Source organism: Gordonia sp. NPDC058843 (assembly GCF_042743165.1).
Lineage (GTDB): Bacteria > Actinomycetota > Actinomycetes > Mycobacteriales > Mycobacteriaceae > Gordonia.
Map to the genome: position 1 here is coordinate 1 of NZ_JBHYNC010000053.1, position 26,830 is coordinate 26,830.

The window sequence follows — 26,830 nt, forward strand, 5'->3', positions numbered from 1 at the left end:
CGAGGAGCGCAAGCGACGAGCCTCGAAGGGCCTGGTGAGACACGTTGCGAGACCCTTCGAGGCTCGCTTCGCTCGCACCTCAGGGAGCAGAGGGGGGTCTTTCGTGATCCACAACGGCCGCCAGGCCGCAGATACTGAGGTGCGAGGAGCAACAGCGACGATCCACGAAGGGCCACAAGCCAACTCAGCGTCGACATCCGTTCGGCGCGGGCATGCCGCGGAGGCGGTTGTCGAGCCAGGTCGCGGTGTCCGGGAAGCCGAGGGCGGCCGCCGACACGTGCTCGGCCCCGTACTCGCGGTAGACCGCGGTGGCCCCGAGGGCGCACTGCTGGGTGAAGAGCGCACGCGCCTGGCTCGCCGGGACCCACCATTCATAACGTCCGTGGTAGATCAGCAACGGCATCGACGCCTCGAGATCCGACATCGAGGTGACATCGAAGAGCTTCTCGGCGATCGCGGAGTGGAACGGATCCGGGTCGGTCGACAGCAGCTGGGTCGGCAGGTGCGAGATCCCCAGGTTGCCCATGTCGTCCGTGCAGATGTTGCGGATCTCCGACGTCGCAAGCCATCTCGCGAGATGATTCGACAGCTGCAGGACTTCGGGCCGCTCCCGGGCGACACCGAGCATCGCGGCGTGGAAGACGCCGGAGGCCAGGTTGGCGTTCATGGCACCCGCAAGTGCCCGGTAGTCGGCGGGCACCCCACCGATGGCCGCCCCCACGAACCGTCCGGCGATGTCGGGCGCATACCCGGCGGCGAGCTTGGCTGTTCCGTGCGTGGCGATCGCGCCACCGGAATAACCGACCATCGCGATGGGTCCGCGCGCGAAATTCGCCGGGTCGAGATCTGCTGCGGCGCGCACCGAGTCGAGGATCACGTGTGCTGCGACATACGGCTCGGCGTAGGCCATCCGGGGTCCCGTGTGGTCGGGCACGAGGACTGCGTAACCCCGGTCCAGCGCGAGCTGGGTGAACGGCGGGATCAGATCGGTCTCGTTCGTGTTGTTGGTGAAACCGTGCGCATAGGTGAAACCCGTCGTGCACTTGGTGCCCAGCGCGACGATCGGCGAATTGTTGATCAGGACGGGACGGGCTCCCCGACCGGTCCACGTCTTCGCCGGCACCAGGAGAGTGGCCGTGCCGAACATCGGGGCGCCGTTCGCGTCGGTGGTCCGGAACTTGACCTGACGCGCCGACCGCAGCGGTACGAAGACGAGCGATTGCGCCACGCGGGTCACCGACCGCGTGCTCAGGACCTCACCGCGCGCTCGCGCGGCGAGACCGGTCGGCCAGTGGTCGAAGAAGCGGTCGCCGCTCGGTGACGGCATGATCGCCTCGCGTAGTTCCTGCAACTCGTGGGAGGCGCCCGGAATCCGTGACCGTTCCGGGATGCGCGACAGCTTCTCGACCGGCGGCGCCGGGATCAAGGCGTCGATGTTCGCCGGCAGCCGAGGTGGTACAGACGTGAGATTGGGCGGCTCGGCGTCGGCCGTACCGCTCATCCCCGTCGGGCCCGCGACGAGACCGATGGCGGCCACCGCCACCGTGGTCGCGATCGCTGCACGTCGAACCGATCGTCGAAGGACTCCCCTGGCCGGCATCGCCAACCTCCCGTCTCGCCGGTGATCGTCGAATCGCCTGCCCCCCGGCGCACATCTGACGACTCGAACCGCGATCACCTGCGGCCAATGCTAGACGGCGGGGAACGCACGCGCCGTGCCGACTGTCGAGAGAGTTGCGCGTGTAGTCCGGTCAGGTGACGCGCGAATGCGCTTTCCGCACCGGACATCACGGTTGCGTCTCGGTGCGGCGACCATCGGTACGCGATGGGCGACCGAACCCGGTCGACCGTCCTATCGTCACGGGGAAGCGACCACATCAGGGCGTCTTCGACGACCACATCAGGGCGTCTTCGACGACCACATCAGGGCGTCTTCGACGCGGAGGCACCGTCATGACGAGCACCTCGCACCACCGCCGGATACCGTTCCACCGCCGAACAGCGCTCGGACGCCGTGCGACGTGGACGGTCGGCGCCCTGCTGGTGGCCGTCCTCGGATCGTTGCCCGCCGGAGGCGCGGCCGCGGACCCGCCGAACATGATGCCGCTGCCGCCTCCTGCGGTCGACGCGATCGACAAGACGGTGCCACCGCCGCCGGTTCCCCGTCTGCGCACGATCCCACCTCGTGCACGCGCCGCCGGATTCGACCACCGCACACTCGAATTGCGTGAATCGATTCTGCCCTCGCCCACCGGTGACCCGATGTTCGACCGGTGGCCGGCCGACCTTGCGGCACGCGCGCCCGGCGATGTGATCGCCACCCGCGATGTCACCGCCGCCGCCGGACCGGTGGTGACCGTATCGCTACGTTCGGCGACGCTGATCAAGTTCCGGAGCACCGATGCCGCGGGGGCGCCGATCTACGGCACGGCAACCCTTCTGGTCCCGCGCCGTGCGGCCCGTTCATCGACCCCGATGCTCGTGAACAATCTCCCGATCGACTCCCTCGGTGCCGCCTGCACGCCGGGATACACGCTTGCGCACGGCTTTTCCATCGCAACCGGGATCACCGACCTGATCCCACCGACAACCCAGCTGGCCTTGAACGAGGGTTATACGGTTCTCGTGCCCGATCACCAGGGCCCGCGAATGGCCTACGCCGAACCGGTACTCGCCGGGCACGTGACGCTCGATGCGATCCGGGCGGCCGTGCGCACACATCCGGAGACGCTGCGCGACAGCCGGATCGCGATGACCGGATACTCGGGGGGCGCGATCGCCACGCACGGCGCGTCGAAGTTGCTCGGCGAGTACGCTCCAGAGCTCACCGAGCGTGTCGTCGGCGCGGCACTCGGGGGCACACCCGCCGACTTCCGCATGCTCGTCGGCAGCATGAATGCCAATCTGGCGACCGGACTGTTCCACGCCGCCACCTTCGGCATCGCCCGAGAGCGACCGGAGATCCTCGCCCTGGCGAACCGACCCGCGCAGTGGCTGGCCTCGTCTCCGCTGAAGAACGTGTGTGTGATCCCGGAGGCGATCGCCGGTGGCACCTTTCTGCCGATGCAGTTGCTGTCGAACGACCCCGACCCGTTCCGGTCGCCGACAGCTGAGCGCATCTACCGCCTGACCGCAATGGCCGATCGCGCATCCGCGGTTCCGCTGTTGATCAATCACGGCACCCACGAGTGGTGGATACCCGCGGCCGGCGCCCGCGCCCTCTATCGCGAACAGTGCGCCCGTGGCGTCCGCGCGGCCTACCGCGAAGTCTTCGGCGAACACCTCACCGCAGCGCTGCTGGGCTTCCCGGTCGCCCTGGAGTGGCTGAACCGTCGGCTTCGGGGCGAGCCCGCGATCAGTGAATGCCGTCGTTGATCGAGACCCGGGCCCGTTGTCAGAAGACCAGTACGCGGAGGTTCTCGGCGACGCACGCCGGCTTGGCCTCTCCCTCGATCTCCACTGTGTTGGTCACGACCATGTTCACGCCCTTGGGCGTCTCCTCGATCGAGGTGATCACCGCGTTGGAGCGAATCCGCGCGCCGACCTTCACCGGATTCGGAAACCGCAGTTTGTTCATCCCGTAGTTGAGGACCAGCTTGGGACCTTCGACGGTGAAGATCTTCCCGGCGATCATCGGCAGCAGCGACACCGTCAGATATCCGTGCGCGATGGTCGTACCGAACGGACCGGTCTTCGCCCGCTCGGGGTCGACATGGATCCACTGGTGATCGCCGGTCGCGTCGGCGAACGCATCGACTCGTTCCTGGGTGATCTCGAGCCACTCACCGGACCCGAGGTCCTCGCCGATCGCGGCTTTCAACTCATCGACACTGCTGAACGTCCGTGTGGTGTGCGTCATAGTCCGCGTAGTCTACCGTGGGCCCATGGGCACACCTCGGGTCACACCTGGCGGTCTTCGAGAGCTCGGGCCGGTCAACTTCGTCTTCGCACGGGGGGCGGCGCGCGTCATCGGCGTCGACGACGCGCACATCTTCTCCACCCTCGGCCGCACGAAGGGACTGTTCCGCGGTTGGCTCCACTTCAGCAGCCGTCTGATGCCATTCGGGCCGTTGTCACGCAAGGACTCCGAGATGGTCATCATCCGGGTGGCACATCTGCGCAGCTGCGACTACGAACTGGACCATCACCGCAGGCTCGGTCGTCGGGCCGGCATCTCCACGGATGAGTTCGACCGCATCCTCGAGGGTCCCGACGCCGGTTGGGGCGATCGCGAACGGGCGATGCTGCGGGCCGTCGACGAACTCGTCGGGGACAAGGACGTCTCCGACATCGCATGGCAGGCGTTGTCCCGGCACCTCGACGACCGCAAACTCATCGGCTTCACCCTGCTCGTCGGGCAGTACGACAGTCTCGCAACGACCATCCACACGCTGCGCATCCAGCGCGACACCCGCTCCTAGCATGGAGTCGATCGCGCAGCGTCTGATGCGCAACGAGTACTTCGCCGAGATCTACGAACACCTGTGGCGACCGACCTTCACCCGGCTGTTCAGTCTCGGCGGCCGCGCCACCGCCGACTTCGACCGCGCGCTTCGCGCCTACCTCGCTCGCCCCGGCGACCGTCTCGTCCTCGATGTCGCTTGCGGTCCAGGCAATTACACGCGTGAGATCGCCGACGGCCTCACCGGCGACGGCCGCTGTGTCGGAGTCGATTTCTCCGCGCCCATGCTGGCGCGCGCAGCACAGACCAACGCCGTCGGGCGGGCCGCGTTCCTGCGCGGCGATGCCCACTCATTGCCGTTCGCCGACAACACCTTCGACGTGGTCACCTGCCTGGCGGCGCTCTACCTCATCCCCGATCCCCTACCGGTCGTCGACGAGCTGGCCCGAGTGACCGCCCCCGGCGGCGAGATCGTCATCTTCACCTCGGTGGCAACGCCACTCACCTCGTTCCCCGGCGTACGGCCGCTCGCCGGGCTGAGCGGTTATCGGATCTTCGACGACCACGAGATCGTCGAGCGCCTCCATCGCGCCGGCATCGTCGACGTCGAGCAGACGATCACCGGCCAGGGGCAGTACGTGCTGGCACGCAAGGCCGGGTCGTAGGTGGCCGTGACCGACGCTCAGAACTCCCGGTAGTCGCGGACCGTCATCCGCGGTCCGCGGCGTTCCGGACGAACGCCCCGTCTCGCGACCAGCCTGATGATCCGTTGCCGTTGCCCCGCATAGGGTTCGAGTAGTTCGAGCATGCCGGCATCGTCGACTGCCTCACCGATCAGGGTGAGGCCCACCAGCTTCGGGATGTGGTAGTCGCCCACGTTGACCACATCGGGGTCGCCGAGTGATCGCGACAACGTCTCGGCCTCGGTCCACTGTCCGACGCCGCGCAGGACCGTCAGCTTGTTCGCGTGTCGTTCGACGTCGATGGTGCTCGCGCCGCGGATTGTTCGCATCCGGACCGGCTCGATGCCGCTGCGGTGCCACTCCCAGCTCGGGATTCGCACCCACTCGTCCTTGGGCGGCGGCACCCGCATGGTCTCCGGAACCGGACCGGGTGCGGGAGAACCGAAGCGGCGCAACAGGTAGCGCCAGGCGCGGAAAGCCTCGGCGCCGACGACCTTCTGCTCCAGGATCGCCGGGACGAGCGCCTCCCACACGCGGTCGGTGCGCGACAACCGCAGGCCCTCCGCTCGCCGGACGAGTTCCCGCACAACGGGATCACGCGGGACGAGCGCATCCGGGTCGTCCCGCGCGCCGAGAAAGTCCGGCATCTGCTCGAGCAGCCACGCTGCGCCGGGACCCCATGCACGTGCGACGACAACGCCCGTGCGCACGGCGATCGTCACGGTGCCCGGTCCGTCGGGGGTGTGCACCGCCCGCCAGACCGAGCCGTCCTGCGCGTAGACGAACGCCGGGTCGCCCGCACCGCGCCGGTGCAGGCCGACCGTCGCCCGCAGATCGAGCGGCCACGGGAGCTTCCACTCCCGGACCCGCTCGTCGGCACTCACGCGTCAGAGGTTGATCATGTGCCCGATCGCGCCGTGGAACGTCTCCTGCATCGCCTCCGACAGGGTCGGGTGGGTGTGCACGTTGCGAGCCAGTTCCTTGGCGGTGAGGTCCCACTTGTGCGCCAGCGTCATCTCCGGAAGCATCTCGGAGACGTTGTCTCCCACGAGGTGTCCGCCGAGGAGTTCGTCGGTGTCGGCGTTGGTGAGGAGCTTGACGAAGCCCGCGGTCTCACCGAGCCCCTGCGCCTTGCCATTGGCCGAGAACGGGAAGGTCGTCGCCGTCACGTTGTAACCCTCGTCCTTGGCCTGCGCCTCGGTGAGCCCGAAGGAGGCGACCTGCGGCTGGCAGAACGTCGCACGCGGCATGAAGCGGTAGTCGCCGAGGGTCATGGTCTCGGCGCCGGCGATGGTCTCGGCCGCCACCACGCCCTGCGCCTCGGCGACGTGCGCGAGTTGCAGCTTTGCGGTGACGTCGCCGATGGCGTAGATGCCCTCGACGTTGGTGCGCATGTAGTCGTCGATCGCGATGGCGCCGCGATCGGTGAGCTCGACACCGGTCTTCTCGAGACCGAAACCCTCGACGCGCGGGGCGAACCCGACCGACATGAGGACCTTGTCGACGGTCAGCTCGCCCTCGTTGTCCTTCGCGTCGGTGTAGGTGACGGTGACGTTGTCGCCGTTGTCGGTGACCGACTGGACCCTGGTGGAGGTCAGCAGCTTGATGCCGAGCTTCTTGTACTCCTTGGCGAGCGCCTTGGACGAGTCGGCGTCCTCGTTGGGAAGGACTCGGTCGAGGAACTCGACGATCGTGACGTCGACGCCGTAGTTGGCGAGCACGTAACCGAACTCCATGCCGATGGCGCCGGCACCGACGATGACGATCGAGCCGGGCAGCTCACGGGTGAGGATATGGGTCTCGTAGGTGACCACGTTCTCCGACAGTTCGACGCCGGGGAGCAGCTTGACGGTCGAGCCGGTGTCGATGATGACGTCGTCGAAGGTGATCTCCCGGTCGCCGACCTTGATGGTCTTGGCGTCGGTGAACACCCCGTACCCGTCGATCTCGGTGATCTTGTTCTTCTTCATCAGGTAGTGGACGCCCTTGACGATGCCGTCCGACACCTTGCGGCTGCGGTCGAACGCCGCGCCGAAGTCGAAGGACACATCGCCACTCATGCCGAAGGTCTTGGCCTGATGATTGAAGATGTGCGCGAGCTCCGCGTTGCGCAGCAGAGCCTTGGACGGGATACATCCGACGTTCAGACACACACCGCCCCAGTACTTCTCCTCGATGACGGCGGTTTTCTTGCCCAGTTGAGCCGACCGGATCGCGGCTACGTACCCACCTGGACCTGCACCCAATACAACTGTTTGAAAGTGTTCAGCCACGACAGCCAGCCTACGTCGCGTCCGACCGTCGCCGCAGAGTGTCCCACTACTCGCCGGTAACGCAGACCGAATTCAATCACTGATTGAAACGTCGACTGATCTGTGCTTTCCTCATCCTGTGACCCAGACCACCCGCGGCGGGCGGGCCGGCCGTCGATCCGGTTCGACCCCGATGCCCACTCGCGAGGCCCTGTTGACCGTCGCCGAGCGCCTCTTCCTCGCCGACGGATTCGACAGCGTGTCCGTCCGGGCGATCTGCGCGGCCGCCGACGCCAACCCGGCCGCGGTGCACTACCACTTCGGGACCAAGGACCAGCTCACCATCGCGCTGCTCGAGTCCCGGCTGGGTCCGCTGTGGGCCGACCCGCTCGCCTCGCTCGACCCCGCCGGCACACCGATCGCGCAGGTCGTCGACGTCGTGGTGAAACCTTTCGTCGATCTACAGGGCGACCCGACGGGACATCTGCACCTGCGGCTGCTCGCACGATTCGTCTTCGCCCACCCCGCCGCGAACTGGACGTCGCGCTGGTTCGATCTCGACCCGTTCGCCGACATGCTCGCCGATGCGGTGCCCGGCCTCACCGCGACCGACGCGCGACGGCGCTGGGCCCTTGCCTTCCAGCTCATCCTCCTGCGATTCGGAGGCACCGAAACACTGAGCCCGGCGGCGGTGACCGCCCTGACCGGATTCGCCACCGCCGGCCTGACGGCACCCGCCGCCACGTGACACCCAAGCGAGAGGACCCGTTGTGGACAGCCCCACCACCGGACCGTTCAGCCCCGCGCGACTGGGACCGCTCCACCTGCGGAACCGGCTGATCAAATGCGCCACCTTCGAGGGGATGACGCCTGACGCCCTGGTGACCGACGAGCTCATCGAGTTCCACAGGGAGGTCGCGGCCGGCGGTGTCGCCATGAGTACCGTCGCCTATTGCGCGATCTCACCCGAGGGCCGCACCGACCGCCACCAGATCTGGATGCGGCCGGAGGCCGCTCCCGGGTTGCGCAGACTCACCGACGCCATCCACGCCGAAGGAGCACTCGCCGCGGCGCAGCTCGGGCACGCCGGGGCAGTCGCCAACTCGGTGTCGAACCGGGCTCCCTCCCTGGGGCCGTCGCGCATACCGGCTCCGATGGGGATGTCGGTGACCCGTGCGATCAGCGTCGACGACATCGCCGACCTGCGGGCCAGGTTCCGCGTGGCCGCTCGGTTGGCGGTGGACTCCGGTTTCGACGGTCTCGAGATCCACTGCGGACACAACTATCTGATATCGAGCTTCCTGTCCCCGCTGCTGAACCGGCGCAGGGACTCCTACGGCGGGAGCCTCGTCAACCGAGCGCGGATCGCTCGCGAGGTGGTCGAGAGCGTGCGCGACGAGGTCGGGGACGAGGCCGCGATCTGGGTGAAGCTCAACACCTACGACGGTGTCGGCCGGGTCGACCTCGACCGCTCACCCGCGGCGCGGGCACGGGGCCGGGCGAAGCTGAGCGGCTTCAACGTCGACGAGGCGTGCGAGGTGGCGCAACTGCTGGAGTCCGACGGTCACCTCGACGCCATCGAACCCACCGCGGGCAGTTCACTCCTCAACCCGATGTACCTGTTCCACGGCGAGGCGCCGCGCAAGGAGTTCGCCGACGCATTCTCCGGTGCGATGAAGTACGGGCTCAAGGCCTTCGCACCGGTCTTTCTGAAGCACTACCGCTATCACGACGCCTATCTGCTCCCCCTCGCACGCGAGCTCCGCAAGGCTGTCGACCTGCCACTGATCCTGCTGGGTGGCGTCACCGACCGCGCCTCGATGGACCTCGCTCTCGCCGAGGGTTTCGACTTCATGGCCATGGGCCGTGCGCTGCTGCGTGAACCCGACCTTCCGCTTCGGCTCGCCGACGACCCCACGACGACGTCGAAGTGCGTGCACTGCAACCTCTGCATGCCGACGATCTACTCGCACACCCGATGCCCGATCCGGACGGGCGAAGTTCCCGACCCGCTCGCGGTCACGGCCTCCGCCGATCAGCAGGTTCCCGTTCATCGGCGAGATCGGCTCAGCGGCGGATGAACTCGCCGTTGCTCTCCTCGTCGTCGTAGTACTCGATCGTCATCCGCGGCCCGTCGAATGTGACCTGCGAGATCGAACCCGGTTCGGCGTTCTCGTTGAGCAGGGTGAAGGTGAAGGTGTTGCCGTCCCAGTGCGCGAGTTCGTGCTTGCGAACCCCACCGGGACCCATCTCCAGGACGAGCTTCCCGTCGCGCTCGACGACCTCCGCCGGCCCGTACACCGGGTTGGCATAGGTACCCACGTACGACGGCAGCGGTTGCGGCGGTGCGGGATTCGTCGGCCGTTCCTTGCCGACGAGCTCACCCGCCGGCACGCTCAGCGGCGCATAGGCATTGGCGTAGAGGTCGCGCCAGTCATTGCGGATCTCACCGAACTGCACGAGGTCCATGAACTCCGCGGCGATCGCGTCCACCGCACCGACCGGCGCGGCGTTGGACAATACGACGATGGCGGTGTCGGCCGACGGCAGGATCGAGAACACCGTCCCCGCACCCGAGGCGAAGGCGCCGGCGTGGTTGAACTGCGTCCGAGCGTCCTCGGTGACCCCGACGTTGAAGCCGTAGCCATAGGACCCCGCGCGAGAATCGGGCGTCTTGGGTGGGTTGGACACGACCTGCGGTGAGACCGCCGGGAGCAGGGCGTCGGGGGCGACGACCTCCTGGCCGTTGTGCTTGCCCTGGGCCAGAACCATCTTCAGCCAGGTCGCCATGTCGTTGACCGTCGAACTCACCCCACCCGCCGGTGACTGTGCGTCGGGTTCGCGCGGGATCGGCGTCTTGACCCACTTGTCGTCTTCCTTGATGTGCCCCACCGCGCGGTCGGCCCGGCGCTCGAAGTCGACGAATCGTGAGCTGGTGCTGGTCATGCCCAGCGGCCCGTAGATGAGGTCCTGGGACAGTGTCGCCCAATCGGTCCCGGCCTTCACCGCCACGGCCTCGCCACCGGTTGTCACCCCGAAGTTGGTGTAGGCGTAGCTGATCCGGAACGGATCGAGCGGCATGAATCGCATGCGCTGCAGGATCTCGTCGCGCGAGTACCCCATGTCCTCGAGTTTGTCGCCCGCGTGGTCCGGCAGACCGGACCGGTGGGAGTACATGTCCCCGACGGTCACTGTGCGTGTGACATAGGGCTCGGAGAGCGCGAACCACGGCAATGACTCCACGATCGGCATCTCCCAGGTCACCGTCTTGTCGGTGACGGCGGCCGCGACCACGGTCGATCCGACCGACTTCGACACCGACGCGAGCTGGAAGACGGTGTTCGGATCGACCGATTCACCGGTCGTGATGTCCTTGACGCCGAACCCCTTGGCGTACTTGGTCTCCCCACCCGACACCACGGCCACGGCCACCCCCGGGATCTTCGTCGACTCCATGATCGAGTTGACCAGACCGTCGAGTTGGCCGACCGCCTTGTCGACCGCGTCGGCCGGCAGGGGTTCGGCGGCGACGGAATTCGGATTGGCCAGGGACGCCGACCCCGACGGTGGCGCACCGGTCCCCGACGACCCGCTGTCACAGGCGGCGACGAGTGCGATCACCGCGAGTGCAGAGCAGGTGGTCATCGAGAGACGACCCCACCTCGAGGGCCGCGGCGGCTCGTGACCGGGACAGCGGACAGGAACGGAATGAGCAGTGGCCATGGGGGTCTCCTCGACGTCGCTCGGTCACGATACCCCGGGTGACCGGCCCGGAGTAGGCGTTTTGCCGGGGTCGGCGCTGGTGGCAAGCGCGCGAAGGTCGGCCTCGTCGGCCGCCCGCGTAGTTTGGACGCCATGACCGAGCACGGCGACCACGGCACCGCGTCCACCGACACCACGCCCGACACCGACCCGTATCTGTGGCTGGAGGAGGTCACCGGCGACGATGCGCTCTCCTGGGTGCGCGCGCACAACGAGCCCACGGTGGAGGCGTTGACATCGTCGGAACGATTTCGCGAACTCGAGGCCGCGACACTGGCCGCCCTGGACACCGACGATCGAATCCCTTATGCGCGTCGACGCGGGGAGTTCCTCTACAACTTCTGGCGCGACGCGACCAACCCGCGCGGGCTCTGGCGCCGCACGACGTACGACTCCTACGTCACCGACGCCCCCGACTGGGATGTCCTCATCGACGTCGACCAACTCGCGCGCGACGAGGACGAGAACTGGGTGTGGGCCGGTGCCACGGTGCTGCGCCCCGAGTACGAGCGCGCGCTGATCTCCCTGTCGCGCGGTGGCGCCGACGCCTCCGTGGTCCGCGAATTCGACATCCCGTCCCGCACCTGGGTCACCGACGGGTTCGTGCTGCCCGAGAACAAGTCCGACGTCGGCTGGATCGACCGCGACTCGGTCTACGTCGGAACGGATTTCGGTGAGCAGCCCGACGGGTACGGCTCGCTCACCGACTCCGGTTATCCCCGCGTCGTCAAGCGCTGGACGCGCGGCACCCCGCTGGCCGACGCCGTGACGGTCTTCACCGGCGAGACCGGTGACGTGTCGGTCCGCGCTTTCTACGACAGCACTCCGGGATTCGAGCGCCACTTCGTCGGTCGCGCCACCGACTTCTTCAACTCACTCGACTACGAACTCCTCGACGGCCGACCCGAGTTGCTCGACGTCCCCACCGACGCCCACGCCGGGGTCCGGATGAACTGGCTGCTGGTACTGACTCGGTCGGAGTGGGTGGTCGGTGGGACCACCCACGCACCCGGCACGCTACTGGCGTTCGACTACGAGTCGTACCGGACCGGCAACCGCGACGCGACGGTGTTGTTCGCACCCGACGCGCACACGAGTCTCGTCGACTACGCCTTCACGCGCTCCCATCTCATCGTCGTGATGCTCCACGACGTGCACACCAGGGTCGAGGTACGCGCACTCGGGACATGGCAGGTCGTCGACATGCCGGGGCTGCCCGACCTCGCCACCGTCTCGGTGCTCGACACCGATGCCGACGAGAGCGACGAGGTGTTCTGGTCGGCGACATCGTTCACGGATCCGCCGAGTCTTCTGCACGGTTACAGCGGCCGAGCCCCCGAGGTGATCAAACACAGCCCCGCGTTCTTCGACGCCGACTCGGTCACCGCGGAGCAGCACTTCGCGACGTCCGACGACGGCACGCAGGTCCCGTACTTCGTGGTGCGGCGCCGCGACGTGTCCCACGGCCCGACGCTCCTGTACGGCTACGGCGGTTTCGAGAACGCGCTCACTCCGAGTTACCTCGCAATCGCCGGACAGAGCTGGGTCGAACGCGGTGGGATCTACGTCATCGCCAACATCCGTGGCGGCGGCGAGTACGGGCCGTCGTGGCACACGCAGGCCCAGAAGGCGGGGCGGCACAAGGTCTACGAGGATTTCGCCGCCGTGGCACGCGCTCTCGTCGACACCGGACTGACGACCCCGGCGCAACTCGGTGCGCAGGGCGGTTCCAACGGCGGGTTGCTCATGGGCGTGATGCTGACCCGGTATCCCGAATTGTTCGGCGCCCTGGTGTGCCAGGTCCCGCTCATCGACATGAAGCGCTACCACCTCCTGCTGGCGGGGGCGTCGTGGATGGCCGAGTACGGCGACCCGGACGATCCCGAACAGTGGGAGTTCATGAAGCCGTTCTCGCCGTATCAGAACGTCGACGCGGCGACGACCTACCCGCCCATCCTGGTGACCACGTCGACCCGCGATGACCGGGTCCACCCCGGCCATGCGCGCAAACTCGTTGCACGCCTGGAGGAAACAGGCCACGACGTGCAGTACTACGAGAACATCGAAGGTGGTCATGGTGGCGCCGCGGACAACAAGCAGGCCGCGTTCAAGTCGGCGCTCGCCTACGAATTCCTCTGGCGGACCCTGGCTCCCGCCGAGTGATCTCGTGGCGACGGTGCGCGCTCTGACCCCCGGTGCGCTACGAGATCCGGAAGACCACCACCGCCGCGGGGCGGACGGACCGCTCCCCGACGACAAGCCCGGGACGGAGTAGCTCGGCGACCGTGCGGTCCGCGGAGGTGTCCGCGGCGCTGAGAACGTCGACCGCTTCCATGGTGCGGGCGTCGAAGTCGGCGCCGGGCAGCGGTGCCACGACGACACCCCCGCGGCCGACGATGAGCCGTTCGAGTCCGTCGCGCAGCAGCTCGAACGCCGGCCTGTCCGCCTCCGACGCCGAGACAGCGCACGTGGCTGCGTCGGTGTGGAGCGCGAAGAGATCGACCAGCAGGGCGGTGTCCCCCACGGCCGCAGCGGCCGGGGACTTGGCGGCGTCGACGAGACGTTCGATCGTCCTGGTCTGCCGTGCCACCACGAGAGCGAGGTCGGACACCTGCTCGCCCAGTCGGCCGAGCACATCGTGCCGTTCGGGTGCGGAGCCCTCTGGAGACGTCATTCCGCCAGCGTAATCAACGCCCACCTACCGATCGTCCGGCACCGGCGAGACCCTCTGCGCTGCTAGCATCCCCGATCGTGGGCGTAATCGGGATCGACCTGGGAACCACCAACTCGGCGATGGCGAAGATCGACGCCGACGGTCGCCCGGAGGTGATCGTCGGACTGACCGGTGCGCCGACCACCCCGTCGACCGTCTTGCTCACCTCGCCGACCGATCACGTCGTCGGCGAAGGCGCGCGCCGACAGGCCCGGCTCGACCCCGAGAACGTCTGCAGCCTGGTGAAGCGGCGGATGGGTGACGCGCAATGGCGATTCGTCGCGCACGGTCAGACCTGGTCCGCTCCGGCCATCTCGGCGCTCATCATCAAATCGCTGATCTCCGACGCCGCGTTCGCCGGTGAGCAGGTCGAGCGCGCCGTGATCACGGTGCCCGCGTACTTCGGCGACGAAGAGCGACGCGCGACGATCCAGGCCGGTACGTACGCGGGCCTCGAGGTGGCAGGGGTCCTGTCCGAGCCGATCGCGGCGGCACTCTCCTACGGTTTCAGCCGCATCACCGACCCCTTGGCCAAGAGCACACCCGACGAGACCGTCCTGGTCTACGACCTCGGCGGTGGCACCTTCGACGCGACGGTGATCGAGCTCGCCGACCGCCGGATCACCGTGCTCGCCGTCGACGGAGATCATCAACTCGGCGGCGCCGATTGGGACGAACGGCTGGCGCTGCACCTCTCGCGCACGTTCTGCGCCGAGAACCCTGATGCCGAGGACCCGCTCGACGACTCGGCCGGCTCGCAGTCGCTCATCCTCGCCGCCGAGCGCGCGAAACATGAATTGACCGAGTCGGATTCGACGTCGGTGATCGTCGCTCACGACGGCGCCCGGTCGGTCATCCCGCTCACTCGTGCCGAACTCGAGGAACTCACGCGCCCGCTGCTGGCCCGCACGATCGAACTCACCCGGTCGTGCCTGGCCGCTGCCGAGCGCCGCGGGGTGTCCTCGGTCGACCGGGTCCTCCTGGTCGGCGGCTCGTCACGCATGCCGATGGTCGCACGAGAGCTCGCTGCCGCACTGGGAAAGACCCCGGAACTCAACGATCCCGATCTCGCCGTCGCGCGGGGAGCCGCGATCTACGGCGAGAAGCTGGAGATCGAACGGCTCGTGCGCGCGGACCTCGCCGCCCGCGGGCGCCTTCGTGAGGACCGCGAACTGGACGGCGTCGCCCCGGCCGATCTCGACGAGTCCTGCACCCGGGTCGCGCATGCGTTCGCGCTCCCGGTCAGCAGCGTGCGCCGCATGCTCGAGGTCAGCGTGGACACGGTGGTCTCCCGCGGGTTCGGGGTGCTGGCGGTCAACGGTCACAACGGCGAGCTCGAGGCGAGCTGGCTGGTCCAACGGAACTCGACGCTCCCGATCCGGGTGCGCCGGTCGTTCGGGACAATGCGTCGCGACCAGTCCCGCATCGAACTGGTCGTGCTGGAACAGCAGGGACAGGCCGCCTCTCCGCGACCCGAAGACGCCAAGGTCCTCATCGAGGGCGCGATCACCGACATCCCACCGGGTTACGACGAGGGCAGCGAGGTGTCGGTGACGTTCGAGATGGCATTCGACGGCGTCCTGCACGTCACCGCATTTCACGTCGATGCGCAGATCCCACTGACATTGTCAGCCAAAACCGGTGCGTCGCTGTCGAAATCGGAGGTCGACCGGGAGCTCGAACAAGTGCACCGGTCCCGGCGCCGCGAACAGTGACCGTTTCCCGGGTGAGGCAGGGGGCATGATGGAGCCGTTCGTCGGCAACGACTATCGCAAACGTGTACTCGCCGCGGTCGAGAGACGCGGGGGGCCGGGCGAATCCGATTCGTTCGAACTGTACGACATCCCGGTCGACGAGGCCGAGCGGCTCGACGACGCCGCCGTGGCCACGCGCCTCGACGAGGTGTGGGCGTTCTGGCAGAAACAACGCGACCACCCGAAGTACCGCGTCCTGGTGGCGCGACTGGTCGCCGAACACGACGAGCGGTCGGCGCCGTTGCGACACAAGACCGGTCGGATCGCCGAGGCGCGTGCGGTGAGCACCCGGCGCGAGCTACGCGATCAGCAACGGTTCGAGCTCCTCGACAACGCGATCGCGCGACTCAACGAGCGCTACGGCGGGATACCGAGATCCAAACGCGCCGGACTCGACGAGATCGGCGCCATGGGCGGCCTCGGTCCGGCCGAGATAGCCACCCGGCTTCGGCGTCACCGCATCGTCGACGACGCGCCGGCCGCTCCCGCCGTACCCGCGCCACCGCGGGTGTCGTTGTCCGCACAGCAACGCGCCCAGATCGCCGACCTGCTCGCCGAGTTCGACCGGTTGCGCGATGGCGACCCCACCCCGACGCTGCTGACGCTGCTGCACCTCGACACCGACGACGCCACGGAGCGGGGGGTCATCCAGTCACGCGCAGCCGCACTCAACGATCGAGCCCGCGAACTCGCCGCCGGCCGGTTCCGCGCCGTCCTCGACGAACTCCTGGTGCACGTGAACGACGTCCTGCTCGCCGATCCCGCACTGGCGCAGGAGTATCGGCAGTCCGTCGTGGACGCGGTGACCGACCATCTCCGGCCGCGGGTCCGAGCCGCGGTCCTCGTCGAGGACGAACTCGGTGCGCAGGACCACGAATTCCTGCTCGACGACGCCCGCGCCCGCGGGCTGGGCAGCCGCGATGCGCGGACGGCGATCGCCGCGCTCGCCGCCGAATTCGGCGCTGCCGTGCAACCTGCACCAAGCGCGCCGGGCGAGCCCGTCGAGGTCCCGTCCTCGCCGAAGAGGCTGTGGGAGAACGATCTCCGTGCCGCGCGCGCCGCCTTGCGGAACGGTCTGCCGGTCCGGGCACGTTCGGCGATCGCCGACGCCCGCGCCACGGCCGGCGACGACGCCGAGGCGCTCCGCCGGATCGCGGCGGTCGCCGACGAGATCGAACGGGTCATCGGCCAGGCAGTGACCGACTCGCACCGGGCGCGGGACCTCGCCGACGAGAAGCGACATGTCGCGGCACTCGAACTGCTGGAGGCCGTCTACCGGCGGGCCCGGGACATCGATCTGCTCCCCGACGCGGACGGGCGGATCGAGGAACGGCTCGAGCGGTCACGCGCCATCGTCGCCCGGGCCGCCGAAGCCGCACGGACGGCTTCGGCGGGAGACCCGGCGAGCCTCACCGCCGCCGCGGAGATGCGGCGTCAGATCGTCGATCACGACGAGCTCAACGCCGCGGCGAGCGGGCTTGCCGTGGAGCCGCCGCGCAATGCCCGGGTCGTTGCCGACGGTGGCGCGATCACCGTCTCCTGGGAGCCGTCCGCGACGGAGTCGGTGACCTACCGCGTGGTGCGCATCGGGTTCGATGGCTCGACTCGGACGCTGGGCCGCACCGCCGCGACCGAACTGTCCGACGGCAGTGCTGACGATCCGGTCCCGCCCGTCTACGAGGTCACGGCCATCCTCGCCGGACATCAGTCCGTCCCGGCTCGCACCGACGCCACCTCCACCCCGAGTGCCGAGCCGCGGCCGGCGGTGCCGGCGCGGCCCACGCCCCCACCTCCGGACGACCCGCCGCCGATCACGTCGGTCCGCGTCGAGGGTGACATCGTGCGCTTCGACTGGCCCGCCGGTGTCACCGAGGCGATGGTCGTCATTCGCCCGGATGCCGCGCCGGAGCATCCCGCAGACCCGTCGGCGGTCTCGTCGAAGGTGACCAACACCCGCTATCAGATCGACGACGGCTACCCGATCCCGGCGAACATCCCACGTCCCTGCCATGTGGCGGTGGCAAGCTGCCGCCGGAGCCCGCACGGGAAGCTCGTCGTCGCGTCGGCCTTCGGCCCCTCCGCCCGGGCTCATGCGCAGTCGACGGGCGCCGCCGGATGAGAGTGGTCCACTACGCTGGGCGCCAACACCTGCGGCGAGTGTCTTTCGCCGTGCGATGACCGCAGAAGACGATGTCACCGACGACGAGATGAGGAACCGAGATGGGGATCGATTACACCAAGCGTCCGAAGGCCCAGCCGCCCCAGCCGCCCGCGCAGCCCCCATCCGCGCCCGCAGGCTACGGCCAGCAACCGCCTGCCCCGGCAGGCTACGGTCAGCAGCCGCCCGCGCAGCCGATCTCGCTGTCGAAGATCACTCTGACCAAGTCGTCGCCGAGCATCTCGCTCAGCAAGCAGGGTGCGACCACCGGGCAGGTCCGCGTCAATCTGAGCTGGACGTCGAACTCGAAGGGCGGCGGTCTCTTTCGCAAGGCGCAGGGCATCGATCTGGATCTCGCCTGCCTGTGGGAGTTCACCGACGGCAGCAAGGGCATCGTCCAGGCCCTGGGCAACTCGTTTCGGGCTCCCCGTGATGGACAGCCGATCATCTACCTCGACGGCGACGACCGGTCGGGATCCGGCGGCGAGAACATGTACATCGACCTCGCGGCGACCAACCAGATCCGCCGGATCCTGATCTTCGCCTACATCTACGAGGGCACGCCCAACTGGGCCGGCGCCAACGGCGTCGTCACCCTGTTCCCGGCCAACGGCCCGGAGATCGAGGTCCGGCTCGACGAGGCCGATCAGTCGGCGCTGTCCTGCGCGATCGCACTGTTCGAGAACCGCGGCGGCGAACTGGTTCTCAATCGCGAGGTGCGCTACATCCGCGGGGCGCAGGACAAGGTCGACGAGGCGTACGGCTGGGGCATGAACTGGCGCGGCGCACGCAAGTAGCAGAGGACTCCCCATGACCGCGACCACACTGTCCGGGTTCGCCGCCGGTCTTGCCGACGGCTCACTCCGCGTCATCGACCTGACGACCCCGTTGAGCGCGTCGACGCCGGCGCTGCGGCTGCCCGCACCGTTCGCGAACCTGATCGACTTCAGCCTCGAAGAGGTCAGTGCCTACAACGAGCCGGGGCCGTACTGGCGGCACAACAACATCCACACCGGGGAGCACATCGGCACCCACCTCGACGCCCCGATCCATTGGGTCAGCGGACGCGACGGGGACGACGTGTCGCAGATTCCGGTGCAGCGGCTGATCGGCCCGGCGGCGGTCCTCGACCTGACCCGGGAGGTCGCCGACGACCCGGATCATCTGTTGAGCGTCGCCGAGGTCGAGGCGTGGGAAGGCGAACACGGACGACTCACCGCCGGTACCTGGTTGCTGCTCCGGACCGGATGGGAGTCGCGCGGGGGCTCCGAAGCCGAGTTCCTCAACGCCGACGAGACCGGGTCGCACACGCCCGGGGTGTCGGTGGAGTGCGCGCAGTGGCTGGCCACCGAACGCGAGATCACCGGCCTCGGCGTCGAGACCGTCGGCGTCGACGCCGGTCTCGCGGGAGGCTTCGATCCCGCGTTCCCCGTGCACTACCATTTTCTGGGCAACGACAAGTACGGGCTCACCTCCCTGCGCAACCTGGGTTCACTCCCGCCGACCGGTTCGGTGGTGGTCGTGAGTCCGCTGCCGATCGTCGGCGGTACCGGCAGTCCGTCCCGCGTGCTGGCGATCGTCGAGGGTTGATGGAGGCACCCGGCCTCTACGGACCGACGGTCGCCGACGTGGCGGGCCGGATATTGGCGGACCTCGGCGTCGGTCACGCGTTCGGTGTGGTCGGCAGCGGGAATTTCGTTCTGACCAACGCCCTGCGCGCCGGTGGGGTGCCGTTCACGGCCGCCCGGCACGAGGGCGGCGCGGCCAGCATGGCCGACGCGTACTCGCGGATGTCGGGACGGGTCGGTGTGCTGTCGGTCCACCAGGGATGCGGGCTCACCAATGCGATGACGGGCATCGCGGAGGCGGCCAAGAGCCGGACGCCGATGATCGTGCTCACCGCTGACTCGGCCGCGTCGGCGCTGCGTTCGAACTTCCGCATCGACCAGGAGGCACTGGCCACGAGCGTCGGCGCCGCGAACGACCGCGTCTACGGACCTGGCACCGTGGTGTCGGACGTGATCCGCGCCTTCCGGACCGCGGTCACTCAGCGCCGGACCGTCGTGCTCCACGTCGCCATCGACATCGCCGCGGCCGCAGCGGGTGTCGAGGGCCCCATCACGTACTCCGTCGAGCCACCGCGGGTGCGGCCCGACGCTCGGTCGGCGGCGCGTCTGGCCGACGCGCTCCGCGGTGCCCGGCGTCCGGTCTTCGTCGCGGGCCGAGGGGCGCGCGACGCCGGAGCGGAGGTCGCGGCGCTGGCCGCGGCCGCCGGCGCACTGGTCGCGACGTCGGCGGTGGCGAACGGCCTGTTCGAGGGAAACCCGTTCTCCCTCGGCATCTCCGGCGGCTTCTCCTCACCCACCACCGCCGAACTGATCGCCGACGCCGATCTCATCGTCGGATGGGGCTGCGCCCTGAACATGTGGACGATGCGGCACGGCCGACTCATCGGCGCCGACACGACCGTGATCCAGGTCGACGTCGAGATCGACGCCATCGGTGCGCATCGGCCGGTCGATCTCGGCGTGGTGGGCGACTGTGCCGCCACTGCCACCGACGTCCTCGCCCTCCTCGCCGACGATGGCCCGGCGGCCACCGGCGCCGGGAGCGGAGCGAGCGGGCCGAATGAGACCGGCGCCGGGAGCGGAGCGAGCGGGCCGAATGGAACCGGGTACCGCACCACCGCGGTCCGGCAACGGATCTCGGAGTCGTCTCGGTGGCAGGACGTCCCCGTCACCGGCGCGGTGACTTCTGGTCGGGTCGACCCGCGGGCGCTGACGATCGCGCTCGACGACATACTGCCGGCGGACCGTATCGTGTCGATCGACTCCGGGAACTTCATGGGTTACCCGTCGACCCATCTGTCCGTGCCCGACGAGTACGGCTTCTGCTTCACTCAGGCCTTCCAGTCCATCGGGCTGGGCCTCGGAACAGCCATCGGCGCGGCCTTCGCACAACCGGGCAGGTTGCCCGTCCTCGGTACCGGCGACGGCGGATTCCTCATGGCCATCGCCGAATTGGAGACCGCCGTGCGGCTCGCACTGCCGCTGGTCGTCATCGTCTACAACGACTCCGCCTACGGCGCGGAGGTGCACCATTTCGGCGATGCCGACATGACGACGGTGACCTTCCCCGAGGTCGACATCGCCGCCATCGCCCGTGGCCACGGTGCGACGGGCGTGACGGTCACCTCGCTGGACGACCTGGACGAGATCCGGAGCTGGGTCGCCTCGCTGCCCTCACCCGAACCTTCGGGTCCCCTCGTCATCGACGCCAAGATCGCCGACGACGGCGGCGCGTGGTGGCTCGCTGAGGCATTCGCGGGGCACTGACCGACCGCGATTGCCGATTTCACACTGTGGATTTGTCAAAGATCGTGTGACGTCGGAGTCGACGACAAAGTTGTTGTGGCAGGGTCAGTTACACGAGGGCGTCGTCGAGTCGCATGGTGCGCCGGTTGTAGGCCGGCCGCGGCAGACATCGCGCGTCGACGTCTACCGGTGGGATCAGCCACGGATGACGGTCAGGACCCATCACCACCTCCCACCCGTGATGGTGCACCTGGGTGTGACAGCGCTGGCACAGCAGGCATCCGTTGTCCAGATCAGTCGGACCACCATCAGCCCAATGCACCACATGATGGACTTGCGTATGCGCCGCTGGGGCACCACATTTCACGCAACACACATCCCGCACGATGATCGCCTGACGCAGATGATGCGGGAACAGTCGTTTCGTAGTGCCCATCCGCAACGGCACCCCTTCGTCGTCGAGGACGATCTCGGCCACCCCGCCATCACACGACAACCGCTGTGCCGTCGATGCCGATACCGCCCCAACCCACGGCAACCGCGCCGGATCCACGCCGTCGGCAGGGATGGTGACCAACACCTGGGTGCGGGGTGCGCCCGCGGTGGTCATCGCCGCACCGATGACGGCCTGATCCAGTAGTAGCTCCAGCCCATCCGCGCGACGCTGAGCTACATCACGGCGATCCTCGGCGCCGTCGGGTTCGGGACGCGGACCGGAGCGTTCGTCGATCATCGACAGAAACTTCTCCCCGATCACCGCCGTCACATCTGCCGAGATCGCGACCCGGCCTTCGTCGGTCACCCTGGTGTGCACGGTGTTGAGCGATGCATCATCAGCCGCCGCCACCGCGTCCGGATCGGCATCGGCGACCCGCATGGCGATATATCGGGCATGGGTGTCGATCTCAGCCGGGGTGGCACCGGAGAACGCATGCGCGAGCAATTCACTCTCATATCCTTTTCGGTCGTCGTCGGACAGCGCAGCCGCAGCCTGTTTGTCGATGAACGTGATCCCGCGGACCACAGCGTCAACGCACTCGGCCGACAAATAGCCCTCGGCGGCACAGTCGGCGACCTTCGGCAACGCCCCCAGCCCGCCGGCGATCCGTGCACCACGGTGCGCGGCCGCCGGGGGCATGCCCATCCCGATCAGCCATGATCGCGTCGTCGACCCCGCCCGCGACGCCGCGCCCGAGGCATCCAACAAGGCGATGTGGACCGCGATCTGGTGGTCCAGCACATTGCGCACCACGCGCAGTTCGTCGAGACGGTTGAGCACTGCGCGACCACTGCCGTCGTCGGGTGGTGATGACAGAGAGATGAGGGTGTCGCGGAGCTCGGTGATCGAGGTCATGAGACCAAGGTACTCGCCAAAACGTTCGACGGCGACGTTTCTCCACAGCTCGAGAATTTCGAATTCAACTGTGCTGCAATCTATGTCACTCACGCCCCAGCGGTGAACCGTGGTGAACCGTGGTGAACAGAAACCCCACCAGTCACATCGGGCGGAACGAGACCGTCAAGCCGGTGCACTACCGGGTGTCTGATGACGGGCCCGACCTCGCCGGTCGGCAATCCCCGCCCGAGTCTCGGTAGCCTCGTGGCTGTGCGTAGCTTCCTGAGTGCCCTTCTGACACTCGTCGCGATTGCGGCGACCGTATTGGCCGTCCCGTCCTTCTGGCTGGATCAGCGCATCGTCGACCAAGCGGGCTTCGTCTCCACGGTCGGGCCGATGGCCGAGAACCAGCAGGTCAAGGATTATTTGGCGGACGAGATCGCCGCGCAGGCGACCGCGCGGACCGATCTGCCGATCGCGGGTGCCCTGGTCCGGCCATTGGCGGGCCGATACACCGAGAGCGATCAGTTCCAGCAGGACTTCGCCGACGTCGTCGGGCAGCAGCACGCGTTCCTGTTCGAAGAGCCCGCACCGGGCTCGGACACCTCTGTGATGCAACTGGACATCACCAACATGATCAATCGTGCGCTGAACCTGTCCGGCGGCAACACGATCCAGGGTCCGGTCGTCGTGGAACTGACCAACGGCGCGTCGGGCCTCGAAGCCGGCCGGTATGCCGAAGTCGGCGGTCAGATCACGCTGCTCGCCTGGGGATCCGCCGCCGTGGCCGTGATCGCGGCGGCGCTCGCGCTGTTGATCGCCCGACGACGCGGAACCGTCTTCGCCTGGCTCGGACTCGGCGTGGTCGCGGCGGGCGCCTCGACCTGGGCCATGGGCCTGTTCTTCGCCGAACGCGCCAAGCAGGAGGTGGCCGGCGCGGAGAACTCGGGCCGGCAGGTGGCCGAGCTCATCATCGACGGCGCCTACGACGACGTCACCCGGGTCGCCCTGATCGTCGGCGGGGTGGGCATCGCCATGTTCGCCGTCGGGGTTCTGGGACGGCTGATCATCGGGCGGCGCTGAACTGCTCCCTCATCCGAAAGACTCACATAACCGCTGGTCCCGAGCCCGAGAGCTGCTGAGCCACTGCTCCCCGGAGTGCGAGGAGCGTTAGCCGCCGGTCGAGCGAGCGACGAAGGAGTTCGTCGAGGTCAACGAGCCACGGAGGTTCCGGCGACCGAGGTTGCGAGACCCTTCGTGACGCTCGCAAGCTCGCTCCTCAGGGAGCAGGACCGGGCTCCCAAGCTCGCTCCTCAGGGAGCAGGATCGGGCTCGCAAGCTCGCTCCTCAGTATCTGCGGCCTGGCGGCCGTCGTGGACCACGAAAGACCCCCTCTGCCCCCTGAGGTGCGAGCGAAGCGAGCCTCGAAGGGTCTCGCAACGTGTCTCACCAGGCCCTTCGAGGCTCGAGCGGCTACTCCCCGATCACATCGGCCGCCCGGCCGACGATCAGCGGGTCCGGCGTACCCAGAAACGCCTCGTTCTTGCCGTCGTAGTCGAAGAGACTCAGCACGTGACGCATCGCGTTGATCCGCGCCCGCTTCTTGTCGTTGGACTTCACCACGGTCCACGGCGCGTGATCGGTGTCGGTGGCGGCGAACATCGCCTCCTTTGCCTCGGTGTAGGCATCCCACTTGTCCAGCGACGCCAGGTCCATGGGCGACAGTTTCCACTGCCGCACCGGATCGATCTGGCGGATGGCGAACCGGGTCCGCTGCTCGAGCGGGGTCACCGAGAACCAGAACTTGACCAGGTTGATCCCGTCGTCGACGAGCATCTTCTCGAACGCGGGCACCTGGGCAACGAACTGTGTGTACTGCTGCGGGCTGCAGAATCCCATGACCCGCTCGACGCCGGCCCGGTTGTACCAGGAGCGATCGAAGAAGACCATCTCACCGCCGGCAGGCAGATGCTGGACGTAGCGCTGGAAGTACCACTCGGTGGCCTCGCGCTCACTGGGCTTCTCCAGCGCGATGGTGCGCGCGCCACGCGGGTTGAGATGCTCGTTGAAGCGTTTGATGGTGCCGCCCTTGCCCGCGGCGTCCCGACCTTCGAAGACGAGCAGGTGCCGCTGGCCGGTCTGCTTGGACCACTTCTGCAGCTTCAGCAACTCGATCTGCAAGCGCCGCTTGGTCACCTCGTACTCCCGGCGACTCATGCGCTCCTCGTACGGGTAGTCCTCGCGCCAGGTGTCGACGACGTTCCGTTCGGGCAGCGTCAGCAGAACCGGGTCGTCGTCATCGTCGTCATTGACCGTGAAATGCGTGGTGTCGTGGAGGTCGACGAGCTGCTGAAGCGCTTCGCGGCCGTTCAGCACGCTGAAGTCGGGGCCGATCTGGGTGTCGGGGCTGTGGAGGTCGGTCACTCCACAACGATAGGTCGAAGGGACGAACGACGCCCGACGCTCCGGTGAACGACCGTCGCGTCAGGCGTGTTCTGTCTCTCAGATGTCGTGCGATCGCCTGAGGTCAGTTCCTCAGGTCGATGGAACCGGAGTGCAGGCACGCCTTGCCGGTGCTGGTGTCGAAGGCGGCCGCGAAACCGCCGCTGCACCGGGCACCTTCGGGGCCGGCGTAGGCCTCGCCGCCCCAACCGCCGACCGCGACCGTGGTTCCGCCGTGGCGTGCCTGGGCGACCGACAACGCGCTCGGGCCGGTCGTGACCGAATAGGCGTTGCCGCGGCTGTTGGCACCGGCGAGCGCCGTCGACCCCGGTTGCAGGTTGTAGGCCGCGGCGTTGCCGCCGTTGTCCGAGACCGAGATCGCGGTACCACTGCTGCTGTAGTCGTCAGCGCTCGCGCGACTGCCGAGGCCGGCCTTCGCCCCACATCCGCTGCGTCCCTCGACGCGCTCGATCTGATGACCATTCGACACCGAGCAGTGCGCCGCCGCGGACGACACCCCCTCGCCGGACAGTCCGGCGAAACCGACACATCCGGCGACACCTGCCGCCAGGACCAGACCGCGTACGGCAAACTTCTTGATTCTCAACTGCTTTGGCCTCCATTGCTCGGGCGCCGGGTGGGCGACGCCCTCAGCGTACCCGGGTGGCCCGCCGCGGACCGGCGATCGACTCGTCACGTCCGGGTCACGATCGGCCTCAGGCCGCGGCGCGCTTCTCCACCTCGGCGGTGAGTCCCTTACGGGCGGTGTCCACCGCCATCTTCTGCGCCCGTTTGACGATGAGGCCGGGCAGCTTGATCTTCAGTTCGACCGCGAGGTCGAACCGGACCCGGGCACCCTTGTCGGTCTCGGTGACCGTGTACTTGCCGTGCTGCTCACTCAGTTGATTGGACTCGATGAGATGCCATTCGCACGAGTTGTCGGTCCACTCGTAGGTGCAGGTCTGTTCGTCGGAGATACCCGCGGCGGTGACGACCATCCGCACCTTCTCCGGCGTGCCGTCGTCGTGACTGGACAGGACCTCGGCTTCCTTGTGCGGGCCCGACCACTCGGGCAGGGACTCGATGTCCATGAGGACTTCCATCACCACCGCACTCGGGGCGGCGACGTCGAATTCGATGTTCGCTGAGACAGCCATGCGCTGAACCTACCGCGCGTTGCGAAAGCCGATGCAACGAACTGTCGACGATGTGTCGACCCCGCGACGACGTCGCCCTCCACGGTGCGGGTCAGCTCTCACGGTCGACCAGGTTGACCGGCCACGCCTCGTCCGGGATGTCGCGTAGTGAGCACGCCTGGTCGACCGCGGTGAACCAGCCGCGGAAGTGCATGATCTCGCCGATGACCGGGTTGTGGACGGTCGCGTCGCACCGGAAGCGATCCCGTTTCTCGTCCCACCCCTCGATGTACTTCATCTGAGCGGTGAACAGCCCGCGCATGCCGACCTTCGGTCCGCGGCCGAGCCAGCGCATCGGCCCGCTCTCGAGCAGTAGTTCGCCGGCGGGTGTCACCGACGGTTCGATGGGATACAAGAACTCGGGGCCGTCGCCGAAATAGTCGACCAGGCCGGTGCGACCGGCCACCAGCAACGAGTTCAGCTTGCGCGGGCCGGTCGTGTACTGGAAGTTCCGGAGCACGGCGAGCGACTCGCGTTCGAGCTCGTCGGAGTAGCAGTAATAGCCCTGGGTGAACGGCACCATCCGACTCGTCTTCGACGGCAGCGCGTTGCGTTTGGCGTAGTGCCACAGTGCCGGCGGCGGCAGCGCCGAGGAGATGTACACCGACTCGTAGATGCCGCTGCAGATCTGGGCGACACCGGACGTCGAGTCGATGCCGTAGCGCCATGCGACGTTGGGATGCAGACGGTCGAAGTCCGAACCCAGCGCATGCCGGAAGACCGGCGTCATGGCGTCATCCTCCCCGAGCTCACCCACCCATTCGCGCCTGCACCGGAGTCGGACGGGCGCGGGCCAGACGTCACCACGACGGTGACGA

At 67.9% G+C, this 26,830-nt stretch carries 23 protein-coding genes; 12 read left to right on the forward strand and 11 right to left on the reverse strand.

Translation table 11 applies throughout. The features are described from left to right. Positions 1–184 precede the first annotated feature (184 nt). On the reverse strand, positions 185–1,600 hold the full coding sequence (locus ACFW3F_RS22730; protein WP_388061485.1) for a lipase family protein: 1,416 nt from the start codon (positions 1,598–1,600) through the stop codon (positions 185–187). Between the two features lie 353 nt (positions 1,601–1,953). On the opposite strand from ACFW3F_RS22730, the gene ACFW3F_RS22735 reads away from it, so the two are divergent. Then, positions 1,954–3,375, forward strand: a complete 1,422-nt coding sequence (locus ACFW3F_RS22735) for a lipase family protein (protein WP_388061487.1) — start codon at positions 1,954–1,956, stop codon at positions 3,373–3,375. Positions 3,376–3,394: 19 nt separating this feature from the next. On the opposite strand, the gene ACFW3F_RS22740 is transcribed toward ACFW3F_RS22735, so the two are convergent. Beyond that, positions 3,395–3,859 carry a MaoC family dehydratase gene (locus ACFW3F_RS22740; protein ID WP_388061489.1) on the reverse strand — a complete coding sequence of 155 codons (465 nt, stop codon included), beginning with the start codon at positions 3,857–3,859 and terminating at the stop codon, positions 3,395–3,397. A gap of 25 nt (positions 3,860–3,884) precedes the next feature. On the opposite strand from ACFW3F_RS22740, the gene ACFW3F_RS22745 reads away from it, so the two are divergent. Together ACFW3F_RS22745 and ACFW3F_RS22750 are read left to right on the forward strand one after the other, a co-directional pair. Then, positions 3,885–4,421: a carboxymuconolactone decarboxylase family protein gene (locus ACFW3F_RS22745; RefSeq protein WP_388061491.1), complete on the forward strand. Its 537-nt coding sequence runs from the start codon at positions 3,885–3,887 to the stop codon at positions 4,419–4,421. Position 4,422: 1 nt separating this feature from the next. Beyond that, positions 4,423–5,067, forward strand: a complete 645-nt coding sequence (locus ACFW3F_RS22750; protein WP_388061493.1) for a class I SAM-dependent methyltransferase — start codon at positions 4,423–4,425, stop codon at positions 5,065–5,067. A 17-nt stretch (positions 5,068–5,084) separates the two neighbouring features. Here the strand turns inward: ACFW3F_RS22750 and ACFW3F_RS22755 are convergent, their stop codons facing one another. Together ACFW3F_RS22755 and lpdA are read right to left on the reverse strand one after the other, a co-directional pair. Continuing rightward, the gene (locus ACFW3F_RS22755) at positions 5,085–5,969 is read right to left on the reverse strand and encodes a DNA-3-methyladenine glycosylase family protein (protein WP_388061495.1); all 885 of its coding nucleotides are present in this window, start codon (positions 5,967–5,969) and stop codon (positions 5,085–5,087) included. 3 nt (positions 5,970–5,972) lie between these two features. After that, entirely contained in the window at positions 5,973–7,358 is a 1,386-nt protein-coding gene (lpdA, locus tag ACFW3F_RS22760) for a dihydrolipoyl dehydrogenase (protein ID WP_388061497.1), read from the reverse strand. Positions 7,359–7,476: 118 nt separating this feature from the next. Here lpdA and ACFW3F_RS22765 point away from each other — a divergent pair, with 118 nt between their 5' ends. Together ACFW3F_RS22765 and ACFW3F_RS22770 are read left to right on the forward strand one after the other, a co-directional pair. Continuing rightward, positions 7,477–8,085, forward strand: coding sequence for a TetR/AcrR family transcriptional regulator (locus ACFW3F_RS22765; protein ID WP_388061499.1), 609 nt, complete (start codon positions 7,477–7,479; stop codon positions 8,083–8,085). Positions 8,086–8,107: 22 nt separating this feature from the next. Beyond that, on the forward strand, positions 8,108–9,418 hold the full coding sequence (locus tag ACFW3F_RS22770) for an NADH:flavin oxidoreductase (RefSeq protein WP_388061501.1): 1,311 nt from the start codon (positions 8,108–8,110) through the stop codon (positions 9,416–9,418). Here ACFW3F_RS22770 and ACFW3F_RS22775 read toward each other — a convergent pair. Beyond that, a complete protein-coding gene (locus ACFW3F_RS22775; RefSeq protein ID WP_388061503.1) occupies positions 9,405–10,982 on the reverse strand; it encodes a serine hydrolase in 1,578 nt (525 codons plus the stop codon). The genes ACFW3F_RS22770 and ACFW3F_RS22775 overlap by 14 nt on opposite strands. A gap of 210 nt (positions 10,983–11,192) precedes the next feature. Here ACFW3F_RS22775 and ACFW3F_RS22780 point away from each other — a divergent pair, with 210 nt between their 5' ends. Continuing rightward, on the forward strand, positions 11,193–13,262 hold the full coding sequence (locus tag ACFW3F_RS22780) for a prolyl oligopeptidase family protein (protein ID WP_388061505.1): 2,070 nt from the start codon (positions 11,193–11,195) through the stop codon (positions 13,260–13,262). Between the two features lie 37 nt (positions 13,263–13,299). Here the strand turns inward: ACFW3F_RS22780 and grpE are convergent, their stop codons facing one another. After that, positions 13,300–13,773, reverse strand: coding sequence for a nucleotide exchange factor GrpE (gene grpE / locus ACFW3F_RS22785; protein WP_388061507.1), 474 nt, complete (start codon positions 13,771–13,773; stop codon positions 13,300–13,302). Between the two features lie 77 nt (positions 13,774–13,850). Between grpE and ACFW3F_RS22790 the strand changes: the two genes are divergently transcribed. The 5 genes from ACFW3F_RS22790 to ACFW3F_RS22810 all read left to right on the forward strand — a co-directional run bounded on the left by ACFW3F_RS22790 (position 13,851) and on the right by ACFW3F_RS22810 (position 21,059). Next, entirely contained in the window at positions 13,851–15,527 is a 1,677-nt protein-coding gene (locus ACFW3F_RS22790; RefSeq protein WP_388061509.1) for an Hsp70 family protein, read from the forward strand. A 25-nt stretch (positions 15,528–15,552) separates the two neighbouring features. Further along, a complete protein-coding gene (locus ACFW3F_RS22795; protein ID WP_388061511.1) occupies positions 15,553–17,685 on the forward strand; it encodes an Ig-like domain repeat protein in 2,133 nt (710 codons plus the stop codon). 101 nt (positions 17,686–17,786) lie between these two features. Beyond that, positions 17,787–18,521 (forward strand): tellurium resistance protein, encoded by a 735-nt coding sequence (locus tag ACFW3F_RS22800; RefSeq protein ID WP_388061513.1) that lies wholly within the window; start codon positions 17,787–17,789, stop codon positions 18,519–18,521. A gap of 13 nt (positions 18,522–18,534) precedes the next feature. Continuing rightward, complete coding sequence (locus ACFW3F_RS22805; RefSeq protein WP_388061515.1) at positions 18,535–19,314, forward strand: cyclase family protein; 780 nt, start codon at positions 18,535–18,537, stop codon at positions 19,312–19,314. Then, positions 19,314–21,059: a thiamine pyrophosphate-binding protein gene (locus ACFW3F_RS22810; protein WP_388061517.1), complete on the forward strand. Its 1,746-nt coding sequence runs from the start codon at positions 19,314–19,316 to the stop codon at positions 21,057–21,059. The genes ACFW3F_RS22805 and ACFW3F_RS22810 overlap by 1 nt, the downstream gene beginning before the upstream one ends. Positions 21,060–21,147: 88 nt before the next feature. Here the strand turns inward: ACFW3F_RS22810 and ACFW3F_RS22815 are convergent, their stop codons facing one another. Further along, positions 21,148–22,392, reverse strand: coding sequence for a DUF222 domain-containing protein (locus ACFW3F_RS22815; RefSeq protein WP_388061519.1), 1,245 nt, complete (start codon positions 22,390–22,392; stop codon positions 21,148–21,150). 252 nt (positions 22,393–22,644) lie between these two features. On the opposite strand from ACFW3F_RS22815, the gene ACFW3F_RS22820 reads away from it, so the two are divergent. Continuing rightward, complete coding sequence (locus ACFW3F_RS22820; protein ID WP_388061521.1) at positions 22,645–23,457, forward strand: hypothetical protein; 813 nt, start codon at positions 22,645–22,647, stop codon at positions 23,455–23,457. A gap of 390 nt (positions 23,458–23,847) precedes the next feature. On the opposite strand, the gene ppk2 is transcribed toward ACFW3F_RS22820, so the two are convergent. The 4 genes from ppk2 to ACFW3F_RS22840 form a co-directional block, all read right to left on the reverse strand. Next, positions 23,848–24,798, reverse strand: coding sequence for a polyphosphate kinase 2 (gene ppk2, locus ACFW3F_RS22825; RefSeq protein WP_388061523.1), 951 nt, complete (start codon positions 24,796–24,798; stop codon positions 23,848–23,850). A 103-nt stretch (positions 24,799–24,901) separates the two neighbouring features. Then, on the reverse strand, positions 24,902–25,423 hold the full coding sequence (locus ACFW3F_RS22830; RefSeq protein ID WP_388061525.1) for a DUF6764 family protein: 522 nt from the start codon (positions 25,421–25,423) through the stop codon (positions 24,902–24,904). Positions 25,424–25,532: 109 nt separating this feature from the next. Then, the gene (locus ACFW3F_RS22835; protein WP_388061527.1) at positions 25,533–25,973 is read right to left on the reverse strand and encodes an SRPBCC family protein; all 441 of its coding nucleotides are present in this window, start codon (positions 25,971–25,973) and stop codon (positions 25,533–25,535) included. Positions 25,974–26,064: 91 nt separating this feature from the next. Then, positions 26,065–26,742 carry a DUF4166 domain-containing protein gene (locus tag ACFW3F_RS22840; RefSeq protein WP_388061529.1) on the reverse strand — a complete coding sequence of 226 codons (678 nt, stop codon included), beginning with the start codon at positions 26,740–26,742 and terminating at the stop codon, positions 26,065–26,067. Positions 26,743–26,830 lie beyond the last annotated feature (88 nt).